Origin of the sequence: Streptomyces tibetensis (genome assembly GCF_040647715.1) — a bacterium.
Lineage (GTDB): Bacteria > Actinomycetota > Actinomycetes > Streptomycetales > Streptomycetaceae > Streptomyces > Streptomyces tibetensis_A.
Genome location: NZ_JBEZCR010000003.1, coordinates 49,234 through 65,648, shown reverse-complemented (window position 1 = coordinate 65,648; position 16,415 = coordinate 49,234). Strand labels below are relative to the sequence as shown.

Here is a 16,415-nt window from a genome sequence, read left to right as displayed (position 1 = left end):
CGAGGAAGGCGTGCGGCTACTTGAAGAACGCGATGCCGTCGTCCGGCATGTCGTCGGGCAGGGCCTTGGCCCAGCGCTCGACCTCCTCCGGGGTCACGACCTTCTTCAGGTGGGCGGACATGTAGGGGCGCAGCTCGACCTCGGGGGTCTGCTTCTCGCCGACCCACATCAGATCGCTCTTGACGTAGCCGTACAGCCGCTTGCCGCCGGTGTAGGGCTGGGAGGCGGCGGTGCGGGCCACCGCGTCCGTCACGAGGTCGATCTGCGGCTTCTTGTCGGCCAGCTCGCCGTACCAGATCTCGATGACGCCGTCGTCGCGGGTCATCGTCACCTCGACCTTGCGGTCGGCGTCGATGCGCCAGTAGCCGTGCTCGGACTCCAGCGGACGGACCTTGTTGCCGTCCTGGTCCAGCACCCAGCTGTGCGACTGGTACTCCAGGAAGTCCCGGCCGTCGTGGGTGAAGGTGACCTCCTGCCCGAAGTTGCACTTCTCCGAGCCGGGGAAGTCGTGCACGCCGGCGCCCGCCCAGTTGCCGAGCAGGAAGGCGAGCGGGACGAGGTCCTTGTGGAGGTCGGACGGGATCTCGATCATGGGAACTTCCTAGACGTGGGTCAGCGCTGGCCCTGGTACAGCTTCTTCACGGTCAGTCCGGCGAAGGCGAGGACGCCGACGGCGACCAGGACCAACAGGATTTCGAAGAAGATCTCCACGGGGTGCTCCTTGAGCGGGGGTGCGAACGGTTGCACAGGGCCGGAGGCCAGCTTACGCGGCCGGGATCCGGGCCTCTTGGTGAGGTACGACCGTGCGACGTCAGCCGAGCAGCTGGCTCTGCAACGTCACCGTCTGCTGGAAGGGCACGGCCCGCGCGCCGCCCTTCCTGGAGTGCACGACCAGCGCGAGGGTGTCGCCGGCGGCGAGGTAGGCGTGGCGGACCTGCTCGCCGCCGTGCGGCCCGGCCTCGTCGTAGACCACCCGCTGAACGTCCTGCACCAAAGCCTCCTGGGGGAACGTCCGGTCGTTGCCCGAGGTCGCGGCGCCGCGCAGCGGGAACTTCGGCGCGCTGTAGGGGGCGAGGTAGGGCCCCAGCAGTGCGTCCACGACCGCCGCGGTGTCGAACTGGAGCAGATAGATCCGCGTACGCGTACCGTCCGGCATGCTCCAGCCGCGAGCGGCGATGTGCCGCAGCCCGTGATCGGTGAGGTGCCGCCCGAGTTCCGCGCGGTCGTCCTTCGCGGCGTATTCCGCCAGGAAGTCCTTCCGCGCCAGCCAGCCGTCCGTGCCCCGCAGTGTCCTGTCGTCCTGGGCGCCGGCGGGAGCGGGCAGAAGCAGGGCCCGCAGGTCGGCGTGGTGCGTGCCGGCCTTGTCGGCCTCGGCGAACGGGCCCGGGCTGCCGGAGGGCAGCGGCGGCCTGGTGAGCGCCGGGTACTCCCAGCGCCCGTCCGACTCCGTCGAGAGCCCGGGTACGTCGGTCCGCTCCAGCCGCGTGAGGCCGTACGCCGTCGCCGCGCCGACCACCGCGAAGACCACCACGGCGGTCGTCCAGCGCAGGGCGGCCCGCAGGGCTCCCCGGCCCTTGTGGTCCCCGTGCACAGGCGCCGGGGGTGCCTCCGGCGTCACCTGCGCACCCGCCGGGGGCACCTCCCGCCCGACCTGCTCCGCGGGCCGTACGGCGGTCTGCTGCTCCTCGGTCATATCGCCTTCCCCGGCTCGGTGATGCGGTCGAGCTGCTCGCGGAACAGCGCCGCGGCCCCCTTGGTGTCAAGTGGCTTCGCACCGTCCGCGAGGGTGGTGACCAGGACGTTGCCGACGTGCGCGAAGCAGAGCATCGTCTCCAGCTCCTCGTCGTCGTCCTTCGGCGGCAGGAAGCAGGCGGCGTCCTTGTGGCCCTTGATCTTCGGGCCCGGGCGGAAGACGTCCGAGGAGCCGAGGAACGCGCTGCGCACCCGCGAGGCTTCCCGGACGGCGTCCCGGTTCTCCATCCGGGCGAGCTGGACGCGCACGGCGAAGGCCCCGTCGGTGAAGCCGTCGGAGAGGCTGGTCGTGCTGAGGTAGCTGCGCATGGCGACGCCGGTGATGCGCTGCTGGTCGACGGCCTTCTCCAGTCGCTTGCGCTGAGTGCGCGGCAGGCCGCTCAGTGCCTCCTTGCGCAAGGCCGTGGCCTCCTGCCCGCTCAGCGCGGTGTCCGGGCCGTACGCGCCCAGGTCCGGCCCCGGGCCCCAGCCGTCGGTCCCGTACGGCACGAGCAGGCCGGCGAGCCCCCTGGGGGCGGCCTTCTTCTCCGCCTCCGGCTCGCTCCTGGTCTTGGGGAACGCCCAGACCGGCGCGCCGGCGTCCCGGTCGGCGCCGTTCACGGCCACGACGGTGTACCCCACACCGCCGACCAGGGCCGCCGCCAGCAGCGCGGTCGCGGCGACGACGGCGGCCCGGGCCAGGCGCGGGGGCTTCTCAGGGAGCTCGGGGACGGATGGGGACGCGGTCCCGGTTCCCACCGGCTCGGCCGGCTCGTTCGGCTCCATGTAGTCGTCACTCACAGCCGCTCCAACTGCCGCTCGGCCAGGTCCATGATCTTCGCCTTGGGAATCGGCTTGGTGTCCGTGATCCACATCTCCAGGGCGATGTCGCCGCGCCAGGCGTGTGCCTCGGCGGTGTACAGCGGCACATAACCGGGCTTGGTGTCGGGTCGCTTGTGGACGTAGGCCCGCCCGTTTCCGGAGCCGGGGATCGCCCAGCTGTCGGTGCCCCCCTTGTCCTCGACCCAGTACTGGGTGTTCTCCACGTTCTCCGCGGCGGCGAGCGTCTCCTCCTGCCGGAACTGCACCAGCCGGATCTCCACCTCGTGGCTGCCGCCGCCCTGCCAGCCGGTGACGGCCGCACGCCGGAACTCGTCGCCGACGAGCTCGCCGAACATCTCGCCCGGTTTCTCGTAGAACTCGGCGTAGTTCGCCAGGTCCAGCCAGCCGTCTCGGCCCATCAGGTACGCGGCGTCCCGTGCCCCGCGCGGCTTCTCCAGCAGCAGTTCGCGCAGGTCGCCGTCGGTCTTCACCCGCCGGTCCCGCGCGGCCGACAGGGGCTCGGGCCCCTCGCCCCTCGCCTGCGCGAGCGCCGGCCGCGAGAGCGGGGGCAGCTTCGTGGGCGCGCGGTGCACCTGCACGAGGTATCCGGCGCAGCCGCCGGCTACCAGCCCCAGCACGGCGGCGGCACCGATCAGCACGGCCGTGCCCCGCCGTGGACGAAGGCGCCACCCGCGCTCGGGCGCGGCGGCCACCTCTTCGTCTGTCTCCAAGACGCCCCCACATCACAGATCTTGAGTCGCGCATGCCATATGCGCGCGCACAGGAGACCCTCGGTCGACGATCACGGTTGCACGGTCGTTGATTACGATTCGGGCATGGCGAAGAAGCTGGTGATCAAGGTGACGGCGGGGGCCGACGCCCCCGAGCGGTGCTCCCAGGCGTTCACGGTGGCGGCGGTGGCCGTCGCCAGCGGCGTCGACGTCTCCCTGTGGCTGACCGGCGAGTCCGCCTGGTTCGCCCTGCCCGGCCGGGCCGCCGAGTTCGAGCTGCCGCACGCGGCTCCCCTGCCCGACCTGCTGGACTCCCTCCTCGCCGGCGGCCGGGTCACCCTGTGCACGCAGTGTGCGGCCCGTCGCGACATCACGGAGCAGGACGTCCTCAAGGGCGTCCGCATCGCCGGCGCGCAGGTCTTCGTCCAGGAGGCCATGGCGGACGGGACGCAGGCGCTCGTCTACTGAGAGTCCGTGTACAGGCAGAACGGATGCCCGGCGGGGTCCAGCAGCACCCGGACGTCGTCCTGCGGCTGGTACCCGGCCGGCCGGGCCCCTGCGGCGACGGCCCGCTCGGCCTCCCGCTCCAGGTCGTCGACCTCGAAGTCGAGGTGGATCATCATCTGCTGCCGGTCGGGGCCGCTCGGCCAGACAGGCGGCACGTAGGCGGGCTCGGTCTGGAAGGACAGCCCCGTGCCACCGCCGGGCGGCCGGATGTGCACCCAGTCCGGGCCGTCCTCCCCCCGCCACACCCGCCAGCCGGGCAGCAGCCGCAGATAGAACCGCGCGAGCTCCCGGGCGTCCGGGGCGTCCAGAACCGCCGCCGTCAGTCTCATGGGGCGCGAATACCCCGGGCGGGCGGAGCGGATGCCGGTCAGCGCGGGCGGGTGGGGAGAAAGCCGCTCAGCGGGCGGGTCAACGCCGGCGGGCGGGGAAGGACGCCGCTCGACGCGGACGGCCGGGCGGGGAGAAAGCCGCTCAGTGCGGGCGGCGCTTCTTGCCGTCCAGCTCGTCCCACCACTCGTCGGACTGGGGATCCCCCGAGGGGTCGTCCCACCACCGGTCCTCGGGGCCGCGCCGGTTCGCGACCATGGCCGCCACGGGCGGGATGACCATGGCGACCACACACATCCCGACGGCGACGGGAACGGACCACAGCCGCACGACACCCCAGGCCAGCACGAAGAGGCCGATACAGAGGCCCATCATCGCGAAGTACGTGTGACGCCGGCGTGCGTACATACGTCCAGCGTAGGGGGTTTCTGGCGGATCTCCGCGGAGGAAGGAGCGGCGTTCGGTGCGTGCTCTCGGCGTGCCGGACGGAAGGTCTCGTAGCGGAGCTACTTGGCCTTCCGTCCGGTGCGGCGAGAGTGCGTGCCGGGCGTCGCGACGCCGCGGAGGTCCGCCAGAGACCCCCTGGGTCCGGGCAGGCCGAAGGGCCGCACCCCAGGCGTCCAACCCGAGGAGTGCGGCCCTTCGAAATCCGGTCGCCGTCAGACGGCGATCGCGACCTCCGCCAGGCCGCCCTGCTGGGCGACGACCGTGCGGTCGGCGGTGGCGCCGGGCACGAGGGCACGGACGGTCCAGGTGCCCTCGGCCGCGTAGAAGCGGAACTGTCCGGTCGCCGAGGTCGGCACCTCGGCCGTGAACTCGCCGGTGGAGTCCAGCAGACGGACGTAGCCCACCACGGGCTCGCCGTCCTTGGTCACCTGACCCTGGATGGTGGTCTCACCGGGCTTGATCGTCGAGGCGTCGGGGCCGCCGGCCTTCGCACCGCACATGTCGTACTCCTGAAGTCTGGAAAGGTCGGTGGGGGTTGGTTACTTGTTGGCGCCGAGCTCGATCGGCACGCCCACGAGGGAGCCGTACTCGGTCCAGGAGCCGTCGTAGTTCTTGACGTTCTCCACACCGAGGAGCTCGTGCAGCACGAACCAGGTCAGCGCGGAGCGCTCACCGATGCGGCAGTAGGCGATGGTGTCCTTGGCCAGGTCGACGCTCTCCTCGGCGTAGAGCTCCTTGAGCTCCTCGTCCGACTTGAAGGTGCCGTCGTCGTTGGCGTTCTTGGACCACGGGATGTTGCGGGCGGACGGGACGTGTCCCGGGCGCTGGGACTGCTCCTGCGGCAGGTGGGCCGGGGCGAGCAGCTTGCCGGAGAACTCGTCGGGCGAACGCACGTCGACGAGGTTCTGCGAACCGATGGCGGCCACGACGTCGTCGCGGAAGGCACGGATGGACGTGTCCTGGGCCTTGGCCTTGTAGTCCGTCTTCGGACGCTCCGGCACCTCGTCACCGGCGACCAGCTCGCGGGCGTCGAGCTCCCACTTCTTGCGGCCGCCGTCGAGCAGCTTGACGCTGTCGTGGCCGTACAGCTTGAAGTACCAGTACGCGTACGAGGCGAACCAGTTGTTGTTGCCGCCGTAGAGGACCACCGTGTGGTCATTGCCGATGCCCTTGTCGGACAGGAGCTTCTCGAAGCCCTCCTGGTCGACGAAGTCACGGCGGACCGGGTCCTGCAGGTCCTGCGTCCAGTCGATCCGGATGGCGTTGCGGATGTGGTTCTTCTCGTAGGCGGACGTGTCCTCGTCCACCTCGACGATGGCGATGGTCGGGTCGTCCAGGTGCTCCTGGAGCCAGTCGGCGTCAACCAGGACGTCGTTGCGGCTCATGCTTCTTCTCCTCCGGGGCAGTTACGGCGGGGCGTGCGAGGTCTGCAGGGCGCGCCCTTGAGGCAGGGCGGCGCACGGGTGCCCGTGATGCGGGGCTGCGGGGATGCGCGCGCCGGCGCGACTGCCGACGCGATCGCTCAGAAGGTGCGACAGAGCATGGCGGCGACGCGGCACAGGTCTACTGCCCGCCGCTTCGTGAGGTCCGCCTGTCGCTTCATACCGTCGATCGTAGGGACGGTCGGGCGGGCATGTCACCGGTGTGTCGCATGCTGAGACGAGATGATCCGCGATGTGGGACCCGAGAGCTGTGCGACGCCTGACGGCAGGGGTCGCGACCCGACGTATCGGCCGTCACATCTGAGCTGCGGACGCCGTCGTCTCGCCCACCGGACACCCCTGGTCCGCCGCCTGCGCCCTGTCTACCCGGCCAGCCGGACGTCGGAACCCTTCACCGTGATCTCCACGCCGTCCGGGGCGGCCTCGACGGTGTCCACCTTGATGCCGCCGGGCAGGCCGTCGATCTTCTGCTGGAAGTCGGTGATCGCCCGCACGCGGTTCTCGGCGATGTCGACACCGCCGAACTTGGGCAGGCCGTCGGCGTGCACGCGGACCGTGCCGTTGTCCACCTTCACCGAGCTGAGCACGGAGACCGGCTCCGGGAGCTTGGTGCCCAGCACCGTGGCCTCCACGGTGACCTTGATCTTGCCGTTGCCGCCGTCGGAGAGGCCGACGACGTTGGCGGTGACGCCGGGGGCGACCTGCGTGGGCTCGGACTTCGCCGTCTTCAGCAGCTCGTCGTAGGCGATGGTCGCGGTGCCGGTCGCGCTGGTGGCGGTGGCGGAGCTGTAGTCGCCGGAGAACTCGACGCCCTTCATGTCGGCCTGCAGGTCGTCGATGCGGATCTTCCGGCCGCCGTCGCCCGCGGCGGCCTCGTAGTCCTTGATGCCGACCTCGATGTCGTCCAGGGAGCCGCCGGCGACCTGGGTGAGGAACGGGAAGCCCTTGATCGACACGTCGGGGGTCGCCGACAGGTTCTCCGTGGTCTTCAGCCGATCGGCGGCCTCGTCCTCCGCGAAGTTGACCGCGACGCGGTCGGCGATCACGAAGAGGCCGCCCAGGATCACGACGAAGATCAGCAGTATTCGCAGTGCGCGCATGCGTTGAATCCCCCACCGGTCCGGTGTCTCGACGACCCGGTGGCCGTCCCTGGCGTGAGAGTAACGCCGAGCGGAAGGGGGATCGGAGAATTGTTGATCATCTGTGACAGAGCGGAAGCCCGGCGTCCGGGCCTCCGCGCTACACCAGCGCCCGGCCCAGGACGTACACCGCCGGGGCCGCAGCGGCCAGCGGCAGGGCCACGCCCGCCGTGAAGTGGACGAAGCGGGACGGGTAGTCGTAGCTCGCGACCCGGTGGCCGATCAGCGCGCAGGCGGCGGCACCCGCGCCGAGGAGCGCTCCCGGGGTGCCGAGGCCCGTGACCGACCCGGCCGCGATGCCCGCGCCCGCGGCGGCGAGGAGGGACACCACCACCGAGGCCGGGGTCGGCAGTGGCAGCGCGCGGGCCAGGACCGCGACCGCCACGGCCACCGCGCCCACCGTCACCGCGTCGGCCGCGGCGGCGAGGTACCCACCGGCCACGATCGCCAGCGCGGAGGCCGCGACCGTCGCCATCAGGCCGTACATCCGCTCGTCCGGGTCGGCGTGCGACCGCAGCCCAAGGACCAGCGCGAGCAGCACCCACACCCCGATCGTGCCGAGGATCGCCGCCGGCGAGCGGTCCGAGACCAGCAGCGCGGCGTCGGCGGCCAGCGCGCCCGCGAAGCCCAGGGCGATGCCCTGCCGGGCCGGCCACATCCCGTTCAGCCGGAACCAGCCCGCCGCCGTGACCGCCTGCAGGATCACCAGCGGCACGAGCAGCGCGTACGTCCCGACCGCCGCGGCGCCGGCCAGCAGCAGCCCGAGCAGCGCCGTCAGCGCGGCCGGCTGCATCCCGGGCTCGATGATCGGGGAGCGTCCCTCCGCCCGGGCCCGCTGGGCGTCCGTGAGGCGCGCGTTCCCGCCGACGGTGGCAGGGCCGTAACCGGGGGCGGAGGGGTCTGCGGCGTCCCCTGCGGCCGGGGCCGCGGCTCCCTGCGGCGCCCGGGGGCTTCGGGCCGGCCCGGGCGACTGGGGTGTCAGGATCGCCGTCTCCGGATCCGGCGCCTGCGCGGACACCGGCTGGTGGTTCTGCGTCTCCCAGGTCTGCCCCTGCCACTGCTGCGTGTACTGCTGGGCGGCCTGCGGGTCCTCGTGGCCCTGGTAGCCCTGCCCGGGCCACGCCTGGGGCTGCTGCCCGTAGGGGTCGTAGCCGTCGTACCGCTGGGGCTGGTGCGGCTGCTGGGGCTGGTGATGGGGCTGCTGGTTCGGCTGGTCGGTCATCGTCACCCTCCTGCGAACGGCGGGAGCACCTCGACCGTGCCGCCGTCGGCCAGCCGTACCGTCTCATGTCCGCGGGTGCCCACGGGGTCACCGTCGACGAGGAACGAGCACCGGCGCAGGACGCGCTCGAGTTCGCCGGGGTGCCGCTCGCGCACCCCGTCGAGCGCCTCGGCGAGCGTGACCGCCTCGTAGGGCTCCTCGGCCACCCCGGCCGCGGCCTTGGCGGCGGCCCAGTAGCGCACCGTGACCTTTGGCATCTGCTTCCTCAATGAATTCGACGGTGAACCCCGTCAGGCTAGCCCGCCCGGCGGAGGCTCCACTCCCCGATCCGGGCCAGCAGCTCGTCGCCCGCCGCGTGCTCGGCGTGCCCCATGCCCGGCTCCAGCCACAGTTCGCCCTGGTCACCGGCGGCCGCGGCCAGCATGCGCGGATGGTCGACGGGAAAGTAGCCGTCGGCGTCGCCGTGCACGATCAGCAACGGGGTCGGGGCGATCCTCGGCACCGCCTCCACCGGGGAGAGGGGCACCGGGTTCCAGTCCCGGTGGTGGATGCGGGTACGGAATCCGTACCGGCCCAGGACCCGCCCCTCGGGCCGGGTCACCAGCCAGTGCAGCCGCCGCATGGGCGCGGTGCCCCGGTAGTACCAGCGGGCCGGTGAACTGACCGACACCACCGCGTCGGTCTGCCCCGGGTGCAGCGCCGCGTGCCGCAGCACCACCGAGCCGCCCATGGAGAAGCCCACGGTCACCACCCGCGCGTGCCCGCGACCGCGCGCCCAGGCCACCGCCGCCGCCAGGTCGAGCACCTCCCGGTCGCCGACCGTGGAGTGCCCGCCGGACATCCCGTGCCCGCGGAAGGAGAAGGTGACGACACCCCCGTAGCGGGCGAACGCCTCCGCGATCCGACGCACGTGCGGGCGGTCCACCGCACCGGTGAAACCGTGGGCGACGACGAACACCGGATGAGCGGACGGCGTCGCGGAGGTGTCGTACAGGGCCGCTCCCGGCGCGTACACGGCGTCGATCGCCACACCGTCCGACGTCCGCAGAAACGCCCGCGACGACGTCCGCACAGGCTTTCCCCCGTTCGTCTCGGCATGCGGACGATCGGTGGAACGCGCCACATGACCTGCCGAACCAGAGCTCATGTGGGCTATTCTGCTGGGCAGAGGACTCGGGCAACGTAGCCCCCGGGTCCTTTTGTGCTTTCGGAAGCGTTGTATACGAAGCGGGAAACCGCAGGTGTACGGGGCCTTCGGGATCGCAGAGCGGTGCTGTGCCAACAAACGTCCTCGCAGGGACCGAGGAGGAACCAGACGTATGAGTTCTCTGCTGCTCCTGACCAATGCCCTCCAGCCGTCGACGGAGGTGCTTCCCGCCCTCGGCCTGCTCCTGCACAACGTGCGTGTGGCCCCCGCCGAGGGCCCCGCCCTCGTCGACACCCCCGGCGCCGACGTCATCCTCGTCGACGGCCGGCGTGATCTGCCCCAGGTCCGCAGCCTCTGCCAGCTGCTGCGCTCCACCGGACCGGGCTGCCCGCTCGTCCTGGTCGTCACCGAGGGCGGTCTCGCCGCCGTCACCGCCGACTGGGGCATCGACGACGTCCTGCTCGACACCGCCGGCCCGGCGGAGGTCGAGGCACGGCTGCGGCTGGCCATGGGACGGCAGCAGATCGTCAGCGACGACTCCCCGATGGAGATCCGCAACGGCGACCTCTCGGTGGACGAGGCGACGTACTCGGCCAAGCTCAAGGGCCGCGTCCTCGACCTCACCTTCAAGGAGTTCGAGCTCCTGAAGTACCTCGCGCAGCACCCCGGCCGGGTCTTCACCCGCGCCCAGCTGCTCCAGGAGGTCTGGGGCTACGACTACTTCGGCGGTACGCGCACGGTCGACGTGCACGTACGACGGCTGCGCGCCAAGCTCGGCCCGGAGCACGAGTCGCTGATCGGCACCGTCCGGAACGTCGGTTATCGATTCGTTACGCCGGAGAAGCCGGAGAAGATGGAGCGCGTCACCGAGGAGGCGAAGGCCAAAGCGGCCACGGCAAAGAAGGACAGTGCGGACAAGTCGGCCACCCCTGAGGCCGCCGACGCCCGCGCCAAGGCGTAAAGAGGCGTAATGCGGCGCCCACCCGGGCATCGCTCCCCGCACAGGCACCCCGGACACCGGTCGGGATATCGTACGGAACCTCCTTTACGCCCTGCCCGGAGCCGGTATATCCGCGTAGACTCCGCGCGTGGCCAAGGTGACTCGGGATGATGTGGCGCGACTGGCAGGGACTTCCACTGCCGTGGTCAGCTATGTCATCAACAACGGACCCCGGCCGGTCGCCCCGGCCACGCGCGAGCGTGTCCTCGCCGCGATCAAGGAGCTGGGGTACCGGCCCGACCGGGTGGCCCAGGCGATGGCCTCCCGGCGCACGGACCTCATAGGCCTGATCATCCCGGACGCCCGCCAGCCCTTCTTCGGGGAGATGGCCCACGCGGTCGAGCAGGCCGCCTCCGAACGCGGAAAGATGGTCCTCGTCGGCAACACGGACTACGTGGCCGAACGCGAGGTCCACTACCTGCGCGCCTTCCTCGGGATGCGGGTCTCCGGCCTGATCCTCGTCAGCCACGCGCTCAACGACCTGGCCGCCGCCGAGATCGATGCCTGGGACGCCCGCGTCGTGCTGCTGCACGAGCGGCCCGAGGCCATCGACGACGTCGCCGTCACCACCGACGACCTGGGCGGCGCCGAGCTCGCCGTCCGCCACCTGCTGGAACACGGCTACGAGTACGTCGCGTGCATGGGCGGCATAGCCGAGACGCCCGCGGTCGGCGACCCGGTCTCCGACCACGTCGAGGGCTGGCGCCGCGCGATGGACGACGCCGGGATCTCCACGGAGGGCCGGCTCTTCGAGGCCCTCTACAACCGCTACGACGCCTACCAGGCCGCCCTGAAGATCCTCTCCGGACCCGACCGCCCGCCGGCCATCTTCTGCTCCACCGACGACCAGGCGATCGGCCTGCTGCGCGCGGCGCGCGAACTGCGCATCGACGTCCCCGGCGAGCTGGCGGTGGCGGGCTTCGACGACATCAAGGAGGCGGCCCTCGCGGACCCGCCCCTGACGACGGTCGCCTCCGACCGTCCGGCGATGGCCCGGGCGGCGGTGGACCTCGTCCTCGACGACGGGCTGCGGGTCGCGGGTACCCGGCGCGAGCGGCTGAAGGTGTTCCCCTCGCGCCTGGTCACCCGGCAGTCCTGCGGCTGCCCGTAGGCCCCGGACTCCGGTGGCTCCGGGCCGGTCGGCCTCTTTATATCGGGCATACGAGGTTCTGTCGGGCTTCTCAGGGAGCACTCAGGAAGCTCTCATGGTCGGGCGACAAGCTCTGTTCCATGACCGAGAGCTTCCACCGCAGCGGCGAACACGAGAACCCTTACGAGGGTCAGCACCAGGCCCCGGTGAACCCCGAGTGGCCGCCCCCGCCGGCGTACGCCCCGGCACATGCTCCGCATCCGAAGAAGCGCAACCGCGGCCCCCTGGCCCTGATCGCCGCCGTGGCGATCGTCGCGGCCGCGATAGGCGGCGGCACCGCCTACGGCATCCAGGAACTGACCGGCAACGACACCGTCGCCTCCAGCTCCACCAGCACCGACGTGGTCCCCTCCAGCCAGAGGGGCACGGTCGCCGGGGTCGCGAAGGCGGTCAGCCCGAGCATCGTCGAGATCAGCGCCGACTCCAACGCCGGGTCCTCCACCGGCTCGGGCGTGATCATCACGAGCGGCGGCGAGATCGTCACCAACAACCACGTCGTCGCCGGGGCCTCCCAGATCAAGGCCACGACCAGCGACGGCAAGTCGTACACCGCGAAGATCGTCGGCACCGACAGCAAGAAGGACCTCGCGCTGATCAAGCTGGAGAACGCCTCCGGCCTGAAGCCGGCCACGCTCGGCGACTCGGCCGGGCTCCAGGTCGGCGACCAGGTCGTGGCGATCGGCTCCCCCGAGGGGCTGTCCGGCACCGTCACCAGCGGCATCATCTCGGCCCTCGACCGTGACGTCACCGTCCCGACCGAGGAGGGCCAGGACCAGGGCCAGCAGCAGTGGGGACAGGGGCAGGGGCAGGGGCAGGGCGACCAGTGGCCGTTCGAGTTCGGCGGACGCCAGTTCAATGGCGACACCGGCAACGACACCACGACGTACAAGGCGCTCCAGACCGATGCATCCCTCAACCCGGGCAACTCCGGCGGCGCGCTGATCGACATGAACGGCAACATCATCGGAATCAACTCCGCGATGTACTCGCCGGCCGGCCAGGCCTCCTCGTCCTCCGACGCGGGCAGCGTCGGCCTGGGCTTCGCCATCCCGATCAACACCGTCAAGGCCGACCTCGCGAAGCTGCGGGCGGGTTCCACCGACTGAGTCCGAGCACCCGACAGCGAGGAGTACGGCGATGATCCAGCGGATGGTGCACACGGAGCCGGGCGACGACCCGGCGGCGGTCGGGCTGGCCCTGGCAGTGGCACACGCCCTGCACGCGCCGACGGGCCGGGCGGCGGAGGTGGCGGCACCCACGGCGGCGCGCCGGACGAGCAGGTCGGTGCGCGCCCGGCGCGGGGCGGCACGGGGCTGACACGCCTCCGTGCACCGCCCGCCACCCGGCGGGGCGCTTCCCCGGCCCCCCGGCCACCGGGCAGGGCGCTTCCCCCGCCACCGCCCACCACCGGGCCGGCGCTCCTCCCGGCACCGCCCGTCGGCGTGCGACGCTGAGAGCGTCAGAGCAGCAGCGCCCCCGTGCCCCTTCACCCCCGAGGACCCCGACCCATGAGCCCCGCAGACGGCGACCGTGACTCCCAGCGCATCCTGATCGTCGACGACGAGCCGGCCGTACGCGAAGCACTCCAGCGCAGCCTCGCATTCGAGGGGTACGGGACCGAGGTCGCCGTCGACGGCGCGGACGCCCTGGACAAGGCGGCCGCCTACCGGCCCGACCTCGTGGTCCTCGACATCCAGATGCCGCGCATGGACGGCCTGACCGCAGCACGCCGCATCCGCGCCACCGGCGACACCACGCCGATCCTGATGCTCACGGCCCGTGACACGGTCGGCGACCGCGTCACCGGCCTCGACGCGGGCGCCGACGACTACCTGGTCAAACCCTTCGAGCTGGACGAACTCTTCGCCCGTATCCGCGCCCTGCTGCGCCGCAGCTCCTACGCGGCGGCCGTGGGCGCGGCCGACCCGGCCGACGAGGACGCGCTCACCTTCGCCGACCTGCGCATGGACCTGTCCACCCGCGAGGTCACCCGGGCCGGGCGCCCAGTGGAGCTGACACGCACCGAGTTCACGCTCCTGGAGATGTTCATGGCGCACCCGCGCCAGGTCCTCACGCGGGAGCAGATCCTCAAGGCCGTCTGGGGCTTCGACTTCGAGCCGTCGTCGAACTCACTCGACGTGTACGTGATGTACCTGCGCCGCAAGACCGAGGCGGGTGGCGAGCCGCGCCTCGTCCACACGGTGCGGGGTGTGGGCTACGTACTGCGGCAGGGCGGCGCTGAGTGAGTTCGCGGACGGTCGTACGGCGGTTCCGCGCGCTGCCGATCCGCTCCCGGCTGGCGCTGCTGGTGGCGGCGGCGGTCGCGTTCGCGGTGGCGGCGGTGTCGGTGACCTGCTGGTTCATCGTACAGGGGAAGCTGTACGACGAGATCGACAACGACCTGAAGTCGTCGGTCGCGCCGCTGCGTTCGGACGAGTTCCAGGCGCTCACCGACGAGTGCCTTCAGAGCCCTTCCGATTCGCTGGGCATGGGGTCGCGGCCCAAGACCTACGGGCAGCTGGTCCGCGCCGACGGCAAGCTGTGTCTCTTCCCGACCTCCACGACCCAGGTGCGCATCACCGGCGACGACAAGGCCGTGGCCAGGGACCCCGACCCGAACCAGGGTCACATCCGCGACGGCACGGACGACCACGGCAACAAGCTGCGCGTCCTGACGACGGCGGTCGTCATCAAGGACGGGCCCGTGACCCGGGGCGTCGCCGCCGACTACTCCCTCGTCATCGCCCTGCCGCTCAAGGGCACCCAGTCCACGCTCAACGAGCTGGCCCTGATCCTGCTCCTGGTCTCCGGCGTGGGAGTCCTCGGTGCGGGAGCCGCCGGCCTGGCCGTCGCCCGGGCCGGCCTGCGCCCGGTCGACAAGCTGACCGAGGCCGTCGAGCACGTGGCCCGCACGGAGGACCTGAACATCCGCATCCCCGTGGAGGACGACAGCGAGGACGAGATCGCCCGCCTGTCCCGGTCCTTCAACTCGATGACCTCGGCACTGGCCAGCTCCCAGGAGCTGCAGCAGCAGCTGATCGCCGACGCGGGCCACGAACTGCGCACGCCCCTCACCTCCCTGCGCACCAACATCGAACTGCTCACCCGCAGCGAGGAGACGGGCCGGCCCATCCCCGAGGCGGACCGCAAGGCGCTGCTCGCATCGGTGAAAGCGCAGATGACGGAACTGGCCGCGCTCATCGGCGACCTCCAGGAACTGTCCCGCCCCGACACGGGCCAGCACGGGGGCCGGACCCAGATCGTCGCCTGGCAGGACACGGTCGAGTCGGCGCTGCGGCGGGCCCGGCTGCGGGGCCCGGAGCTGACGATCACGGCGGACCTCGAGCCCTGGTTCGTCCGCGCGGAACCCTCGGCCCTGGAACGGGCGATGGTCAACATCCTGGACAACGCGGTGAAGTTCAGCCCGGAGGGCGGCACGATCGAGGTACGCCTCACCTCGGGCACCCTCACGGTCCGCGACCACGGCCCGGGCATCCCCGCCGACGAACTCCCCCACGTCTTCGACCGCTTCTGGCGCTCCCCGAGCGCACGGTCATTGCCGGGCTCCGGTCTCGGCCTGTCGATCGTGGCGCGTACGGTGCAGCAGGCGGGGGGCGAGGTCTCCTTGTCCCGGGCGGAGGGCGACGGCACGGTGGCGACGGTACGACTGCCCGGGGCACCGGTTCCCCCACCGGAGGAACCTCCCGCCTCGAGCTGACCCCATTCCCGCTCCGGACGACAGCCCACCCGACAAAGAACGACATCTCACCCGTCCAGCTGTCGATGTCCTGTCATACCCATCAGTAGCGCAAAACTCCTGCCGCTGTTCTGACATCTTCATCGCCGTCACAGAACGACAAGCAGGAGTGAGCCCCCCACATGCGTCTCATTCGCACGTCAACTGCCAGGAAAATCGGCACAGTTGCCACGTCCACCGCCCTCGTCGTGACCGGTCTGCTGGCCGGCGCGGGGACCGCCTCGGCCGGGCCCGCCGGGGCGACCAACATCCGGGGTGTCGACCCCGGGGACACCGACCGGATGATCGAGCGGCTCTGCAGCCAGGAAACGAGCCTCACGGGCGTGTACGGCGCCCTGAATGTCGACACCGGTGAGTTCAAGACCCGGGACGAGTACCTGCGGGACGTCTTCGGGCTGTGGAAGCCGGCCGGGCCGTGGGAGCTGTTCCGCGGCTGGTGCGGGTACGCCGAGGCCTCCACCTGGTCCATCAAGGGCGACACCGTCCGCACGTCCCGGTGGATCGGCAACAAGGGGTCCGCCGACGACAAGGAGACCTTCGTCAGCAGCTACAGCACCAAGACGTTCGCGAAGAAGAGCGTCGGCGGCAGCATCAGCCTCTCCCTCGCCAAGAGCATCTTCAGCGGGACCGTGGGCGGCAGCGCCGGCTACGAGTGGGGCTGGGAGAAGGAGTCCAGGTTCGAGACCCGCAGCGAGAAGACCATCCCGCCGTGCCGGCAGGTCGCCGTGACCTGGACGCCGTACCAGCGCGTGGTGCGCGTGAACCCGGTCTTCCACGTCGAGGACTACGAGTGGAACAAGGGCGACGGCGACCGGACCGTGCACAGCTGGCGTGACCGGGGCTACCAGACCATCTACTCGCACGGCTACTACATCGACGGCATCTCCGACAAGCTCCTCCCGAGCGGCCGGCCCGACGGACGCGAGGACAAGATCGAGGAGAAGCTCGACCCCAAGTCCTGCACGAACTAAGTCCGTTGGGGCGGCAACCTTT

At 71.2% G+C, this 16,415-nt stretch carries 21 protein-coding genes; 8 read left to right on the top strand and 13 right to left on the bottom strand.

Features of this window, described 5'->3' with window-relative positions; genetic code table 11:
• Positions 1-16: 16 nt before the first annotated feature.
• From AB0B29_RS08840 to AB0B29_RS08825, 4 genes are all read right to left on the bottom strand, one after another.
• Entirely contained in the window at positions 17-592 is a 576-nt protein-coding gene (locus AB0B29_RS08840; protein ID WP_362235890.1) for an FABP family protein, read from the bottom strand.
• Between the two features lie 219 nt (positions 593-811).
• Entirely contained in the window at positions 812-1,693 is an 882-nt protein-coding gene (locus AB0B29_RS08835) for a hypothetical protein (RefSeq protein ID WP_362235888.1), read from the bottom strand.
• The gene (locus tag AB0B29_RS08830) at positions 1,690-2,532 is read right to left on the bottom strand and encodes a hypothetical protein (protein WP_362235885.1); all 843 of its coding nucleotides are present in this window, start codon (positions 2,530-2,532) and stop codon (positions 1,690-1,692) included. Before AB0B29_RS08830 ends, AB0B29_RS08835 begins: the two co-directional genes overlap by 4 nt.
• Positions 2,529-3,284: a hypothetical protein gene (locus AB0B29_RS08825; RefSeq protein WP_362235883.1), complete on the bottom strand. Its 756-nt coding sequence runs from the start codon at positions 3,282-3,284 to the stop codon at positions 2,529-2,531. The genes AB0B29_RS08830 and AB0B29_RS08825 overlap by 4 nt, the downstream gene beginning before the upstream one ends.
• 105 nt (positions 3,285-3,389) lie before the next feature.
• Between AB0B29_RS08825 and AB0B29_RS08820 the strand changes: the two genes are divergently transcribed.
• Positions 3,390-3,752, top strand: a complete 363-nt coding sequence (locus AB0B29_RS08820) for a DsrE family protein (RefSeq protein ID WP_362235880.1) — start codon at positions 3,390-3,392, stop codon at positions 3,750-3,752.
• Here the strand turns inward: AB0B29_RS08820 and AB0B29_RS08815 are convergent.
• The 9 genes from AB0B29_RS08815 to AB0B29_RS08775 form a co-directional block, all read right to left on the bottom strand.
• The gene (locus tag AB0B29_RS08815; RefSeq protein WP_362235878.1) at positions 3,746-4,120 is read right to left on the bottom strand and encodes a VOC family protein; all 375 of its coding nucleotides are present in this window, start codon (positions 4,118-4,120) and stop codon (positions 3,746-3,748) included. The genes AB0B29_RS08820 and AB0B29_RS08815 overlap by 7 nt on opposite strands.
• Positions 4,121-4,262: 142 nt before the next feature.
• Positions 4,263-4,526, bottom strand: a complete 264-nt coding sequence (locus AB0B29_RS08810; RefSeq protein WP_362235876.1) for a DUF3099 domain-containing protein — start codon at positions 4,524-4,526, stop codon at positions 4,263-4,265.
• A gap of 251 nt (positions 4,527-4,777) precedes the next feature.
• Entirely contained in the window at positions 4,778-5,065 is a 288-nt protein-coding gene (locus AB0B29_RS08805; protein ID WP_003991226.1) for a DUF1416 domain-containing protein, read from the bottom strand.
• A 39-nt stretch (positions 5,066-5,104) separates the two neighbouring features.
• Positions 5,105-5,950, bottom strand: a complete 846-nt coding sequence (locus AB0B29_RS08800) for a sulfurtransferase (protein WP_351628197.1) — start codon at positions 5,948-5,950, stop codon at positions 5,105-5,107.
• 137 nt (positions 5,951-6,087) lie between these two features.
• On the bottom strand, positions 6,088-6,168 hold the full coding sequence (locus AB0B29_RS08795; protein ID WP_350310325.1) for a putative leader peptide: 81 nt from the start codon (positions 6,166-6,168) through the stop codon (positions 6,088-6,090).
• Between the two features lie 201 nt (positions 6,169-6,369).
• Positions 6,370-7,107 carry an LmeA family phospholipid-binding protein gene (locus AB0B29_RS08790; protein ID WP_362235873.1) on the bottom strand — a complete coding sequence of 246 codons (738 nt, stop codon included), beginning with the start codon at positions 7,105-7,107 and terminating at the stop codon, positions 6,370-6,372.
• A gap of 139 nt (positions 7,108-7,246) precedes the next feature.
• Complete coding sequence (locus tag AB0B29_RS08785; RefSeq protein ID WP_362235871.1) at positions 7,247-8,368, bottom strand: hypothetical protein; 1,122 nt, start codon at positions 8,366-8,368, stop codon at positions 7,247-7,249.
• Positions 8,369-8,370: 2 nt separating this feature from the next.
• Positions 8,371-8,625, bottom strand: a complete 255-nt coding sequence (locus AB0B29_RS08780) for a MoaD/ThiS family protein (RefSeq protein ID WP_234845559.1) — start codon at positions 8,623-8,625, stop codon at positions 8,371-8,373.
• Positions 8,626-8,663: 38 nt separating this feature from the next.
• Entirely contained in the window at positions 8,664-9,515 is an 852-nt protein-coding gene (locus AB0B29_RS08775; RefSeq protein ID WP_362235868.1) for an alpha/beta hydrolase, read from the bottom strand.
• A 172-nt stretch (positions 9,516-9,687) separates the two neighbouring features.
• On the opposite strand from AB0B29_RS08775, the gene AB0B29_RS08770 reads away from it, so the two are divergent.
• The 7 genes from AB0B29_RS08770 (at position 9,688) to AB0B29_RS08740 (ending at position 16,393) form a co-directional block, all read left to right on the top strand.
• The gene (locus AB0B29_RS08770; protein ID WP_362235865.1) at positions 9,688-10,476 is read left to right on the top strand and encodes a winged helix-turn-helix transcriptional regulator; all 789 of its coding nucleotides are present in this window, start codon (positions 9,688-9,690) and stop codon (positions 10,474-10,476) included.
• A gap of 127 nt (positions 10,477-10,603) precedes the next feature.
• Complete coding sequence (locus AB0B29_RS08765; protein ID WP_362235863.1) at positions 10,604-11,626, top strand: LacI family DNA-binding transcriptional regulator; 1,023 nt, start codon at positions 10,604-10,606, stop codon at positions 11,624-11,626.
• Positions 11,627-11,745: 119 nt separating this feature from the next.
• Positions 11,746-12,771, top strand: coding sequence for a S1C family serine protease (locus tag AB0B29_RS08760; RefSeq protein ID WP_362235860.1), 1,026 nt, complete (start codon positions 11,746-11,748; stop codon positions 12,769-12,771).
• 31 nt (positions 12,772-12,802) lie between these two features.
• Positions 12,803-12,982, top strand: coding sequence for a hypothetical protein (locus AB0B29_RS08755; protein ID WP_362235857.1), 180 nt, complete (start codon positions 12,803-12,805; stop codon positions 12,980-12,982).
• A 191-nt stretch (positions 12,983-13,173) separates the two neighbouring features.
• Positions 13,174-13,911: a response regulator transcription factor gene (locus AB0B29_RS08750; protein ID WP_362235854.1), complete on the top strand. Its 738-nt coding sequence runs from the start codon at positions 13,174-13,176 to the stop codon at positions 13,909-13,911.
• Positions 13,908-15,383, top strand: a complete 1,476-nt coding sequence (locus tag AB0B29_RS08745) for a sensor histidine kinase (RefSeq protein WP_362235851.1) — start codon at positions 13,908-13,910, stop codon at positions 15,381-15,383. Before AB0B29_RS08750 ends, AB0B29_RS08745 begins: the two co-directional genes overlap by 4 nt.
• A 227-nt stretch (positions 15,384-15,610) precedes the next feature.
• Positions 15,611-16,393, top strand: coding sequence for a hypothetical protein (locus AB0B29_RS08740; protein ID WP_362235848.1), 783 nt, complete (start codon positions 15,611-15,613; stop codon positions 16,391-16,393).
• Positions 16,394-16,415: the final 22 nt, after the last annotated feature.

What these genes read in the sequence shown, in the direction of transcription:
- AB0B29_RS08840 (WP_362235890.1), bottom strand. Translation starts at nt 592, where the DNA reads ATGATCGAGATCCCGTCCGACCTCCACAAGGACCTCGTCCCGCTCGCC.
- AB0B29_RS08835 (WP_362235888.1), bottom strand. Translation starts at nt 1,693, where the DNA reads ATGACCGAGGAGCAGCAGACCGCCGTACGGCCCGCGGAGCAGGTCGGG.
- AB0B29_RS08820 (WP_362235880.1), top strand. Translation starts at nt 3,390, where the DNA reads ATGGCGAAGAAGCTGGTGATCAAGGTGACGGCGGGGGCCGACGCCCCC.
- AB0B29_RS08815 (WP_362235878.1), bottom strand. Translation starts at nt 4,120, where the DNA reads ATGAGACTGACGGCGGCGGTTCTGGACGCCCCGGACGCCCGGGAGCTC.
- AB0B29_RS08810 (WP_362235876.1), bottom strand. Translation starts at nt 4,526, where the DNA reads ATGTACGCACGCCGGCGTCACACGTACTTCGCGATGATGGGCCTCTGT.
- AB0B29_RS08805 (WP_003991226.1), bottom strand. Translation starts at nt 5,065, where the DNA reads ATGTGCGGTGCGAAGGCCGGCGGCCCCGACGCCTCGACGATCAAGCCC.
- AB0B29_RS08800 (WP_351628197.1), bottom strand. Translation starts at nt 5,950, where the DNA reads ATGAGCCGCAACGACGTCCTGGTTGACGCCGACTGGCTCCAGGAGCAC.
- AB0B29_RS08795 (WP_350310325.1), bottom strand. Translation starts at nt 6,168, where the DNA reads ATGAAGCGACAGGCGGACCTCACGAAGCGGCGGGCAGTAGACCTGTGC.
- AB0B29_RS08790 (WP_362235873.1), bottom strand. Translation starts at nt 7,107, where the DNA reads ATGCGCGCACTGCGAATACTGCTGATCTTCGTCGTGATCCTGGGCGGC.
- AB0B29_RS08785 (WP_362235871.1), bottom strand. Translation starts at nt 8,368, where the DNA reads ATGACCGACCAGCCGAACCAGCAGCCCCATCACCAGCCCCAGCAGCCG.
- AB0B29_RS08780 (WP_234845559.1), bottom strand. Translation starts at nt 8,625, where the DNA reads ATGCCAAAGGTCACGGTGCGCTACTGGGCCGCCGCCAAGGCCGCGGCC.
- AB0B29_RS08775 (WP_362235868.1), bottom strand. Translation starts at nt 9,515, where the DNA reads ATGAGCTCTGGTTCGGCAGGTCATGTGGCGCGTTCCACCGATCGTCCG.
- AB0B29_RS08770 (WP_362235865.1), top strand. Translation starts at nt 9,688, where the DNA reads ATGAGTTCTCTGCTGCTCCTGACCAATGCCCTCCAGCCGTCGACGGAG.
- AB0B29_RS08760 (WP_362235860.1), top strand. Translation starts at nt 11,746, where the DNA reads ATGACCGAGAGCTTCCACCGCAGCGGCGAACACGAGAACCCTTACGAG.
- AB0B29_RS08755 (WP_362235857.1), top strand. Translation starts at nt 12,803, where the DNA reads ATGATCCAGCGGATGGTGCACACGGAGCCGGGCGACGACCCGGCGGCG.
- AB0B29_RS08750 (WP_362235854.1), top strand. Translation starts at nt 13,174, where the DNA reads ATGAGCCCCGCAGACGGCGACCGTGACTCCCAGCGCATCCTGATCGTC.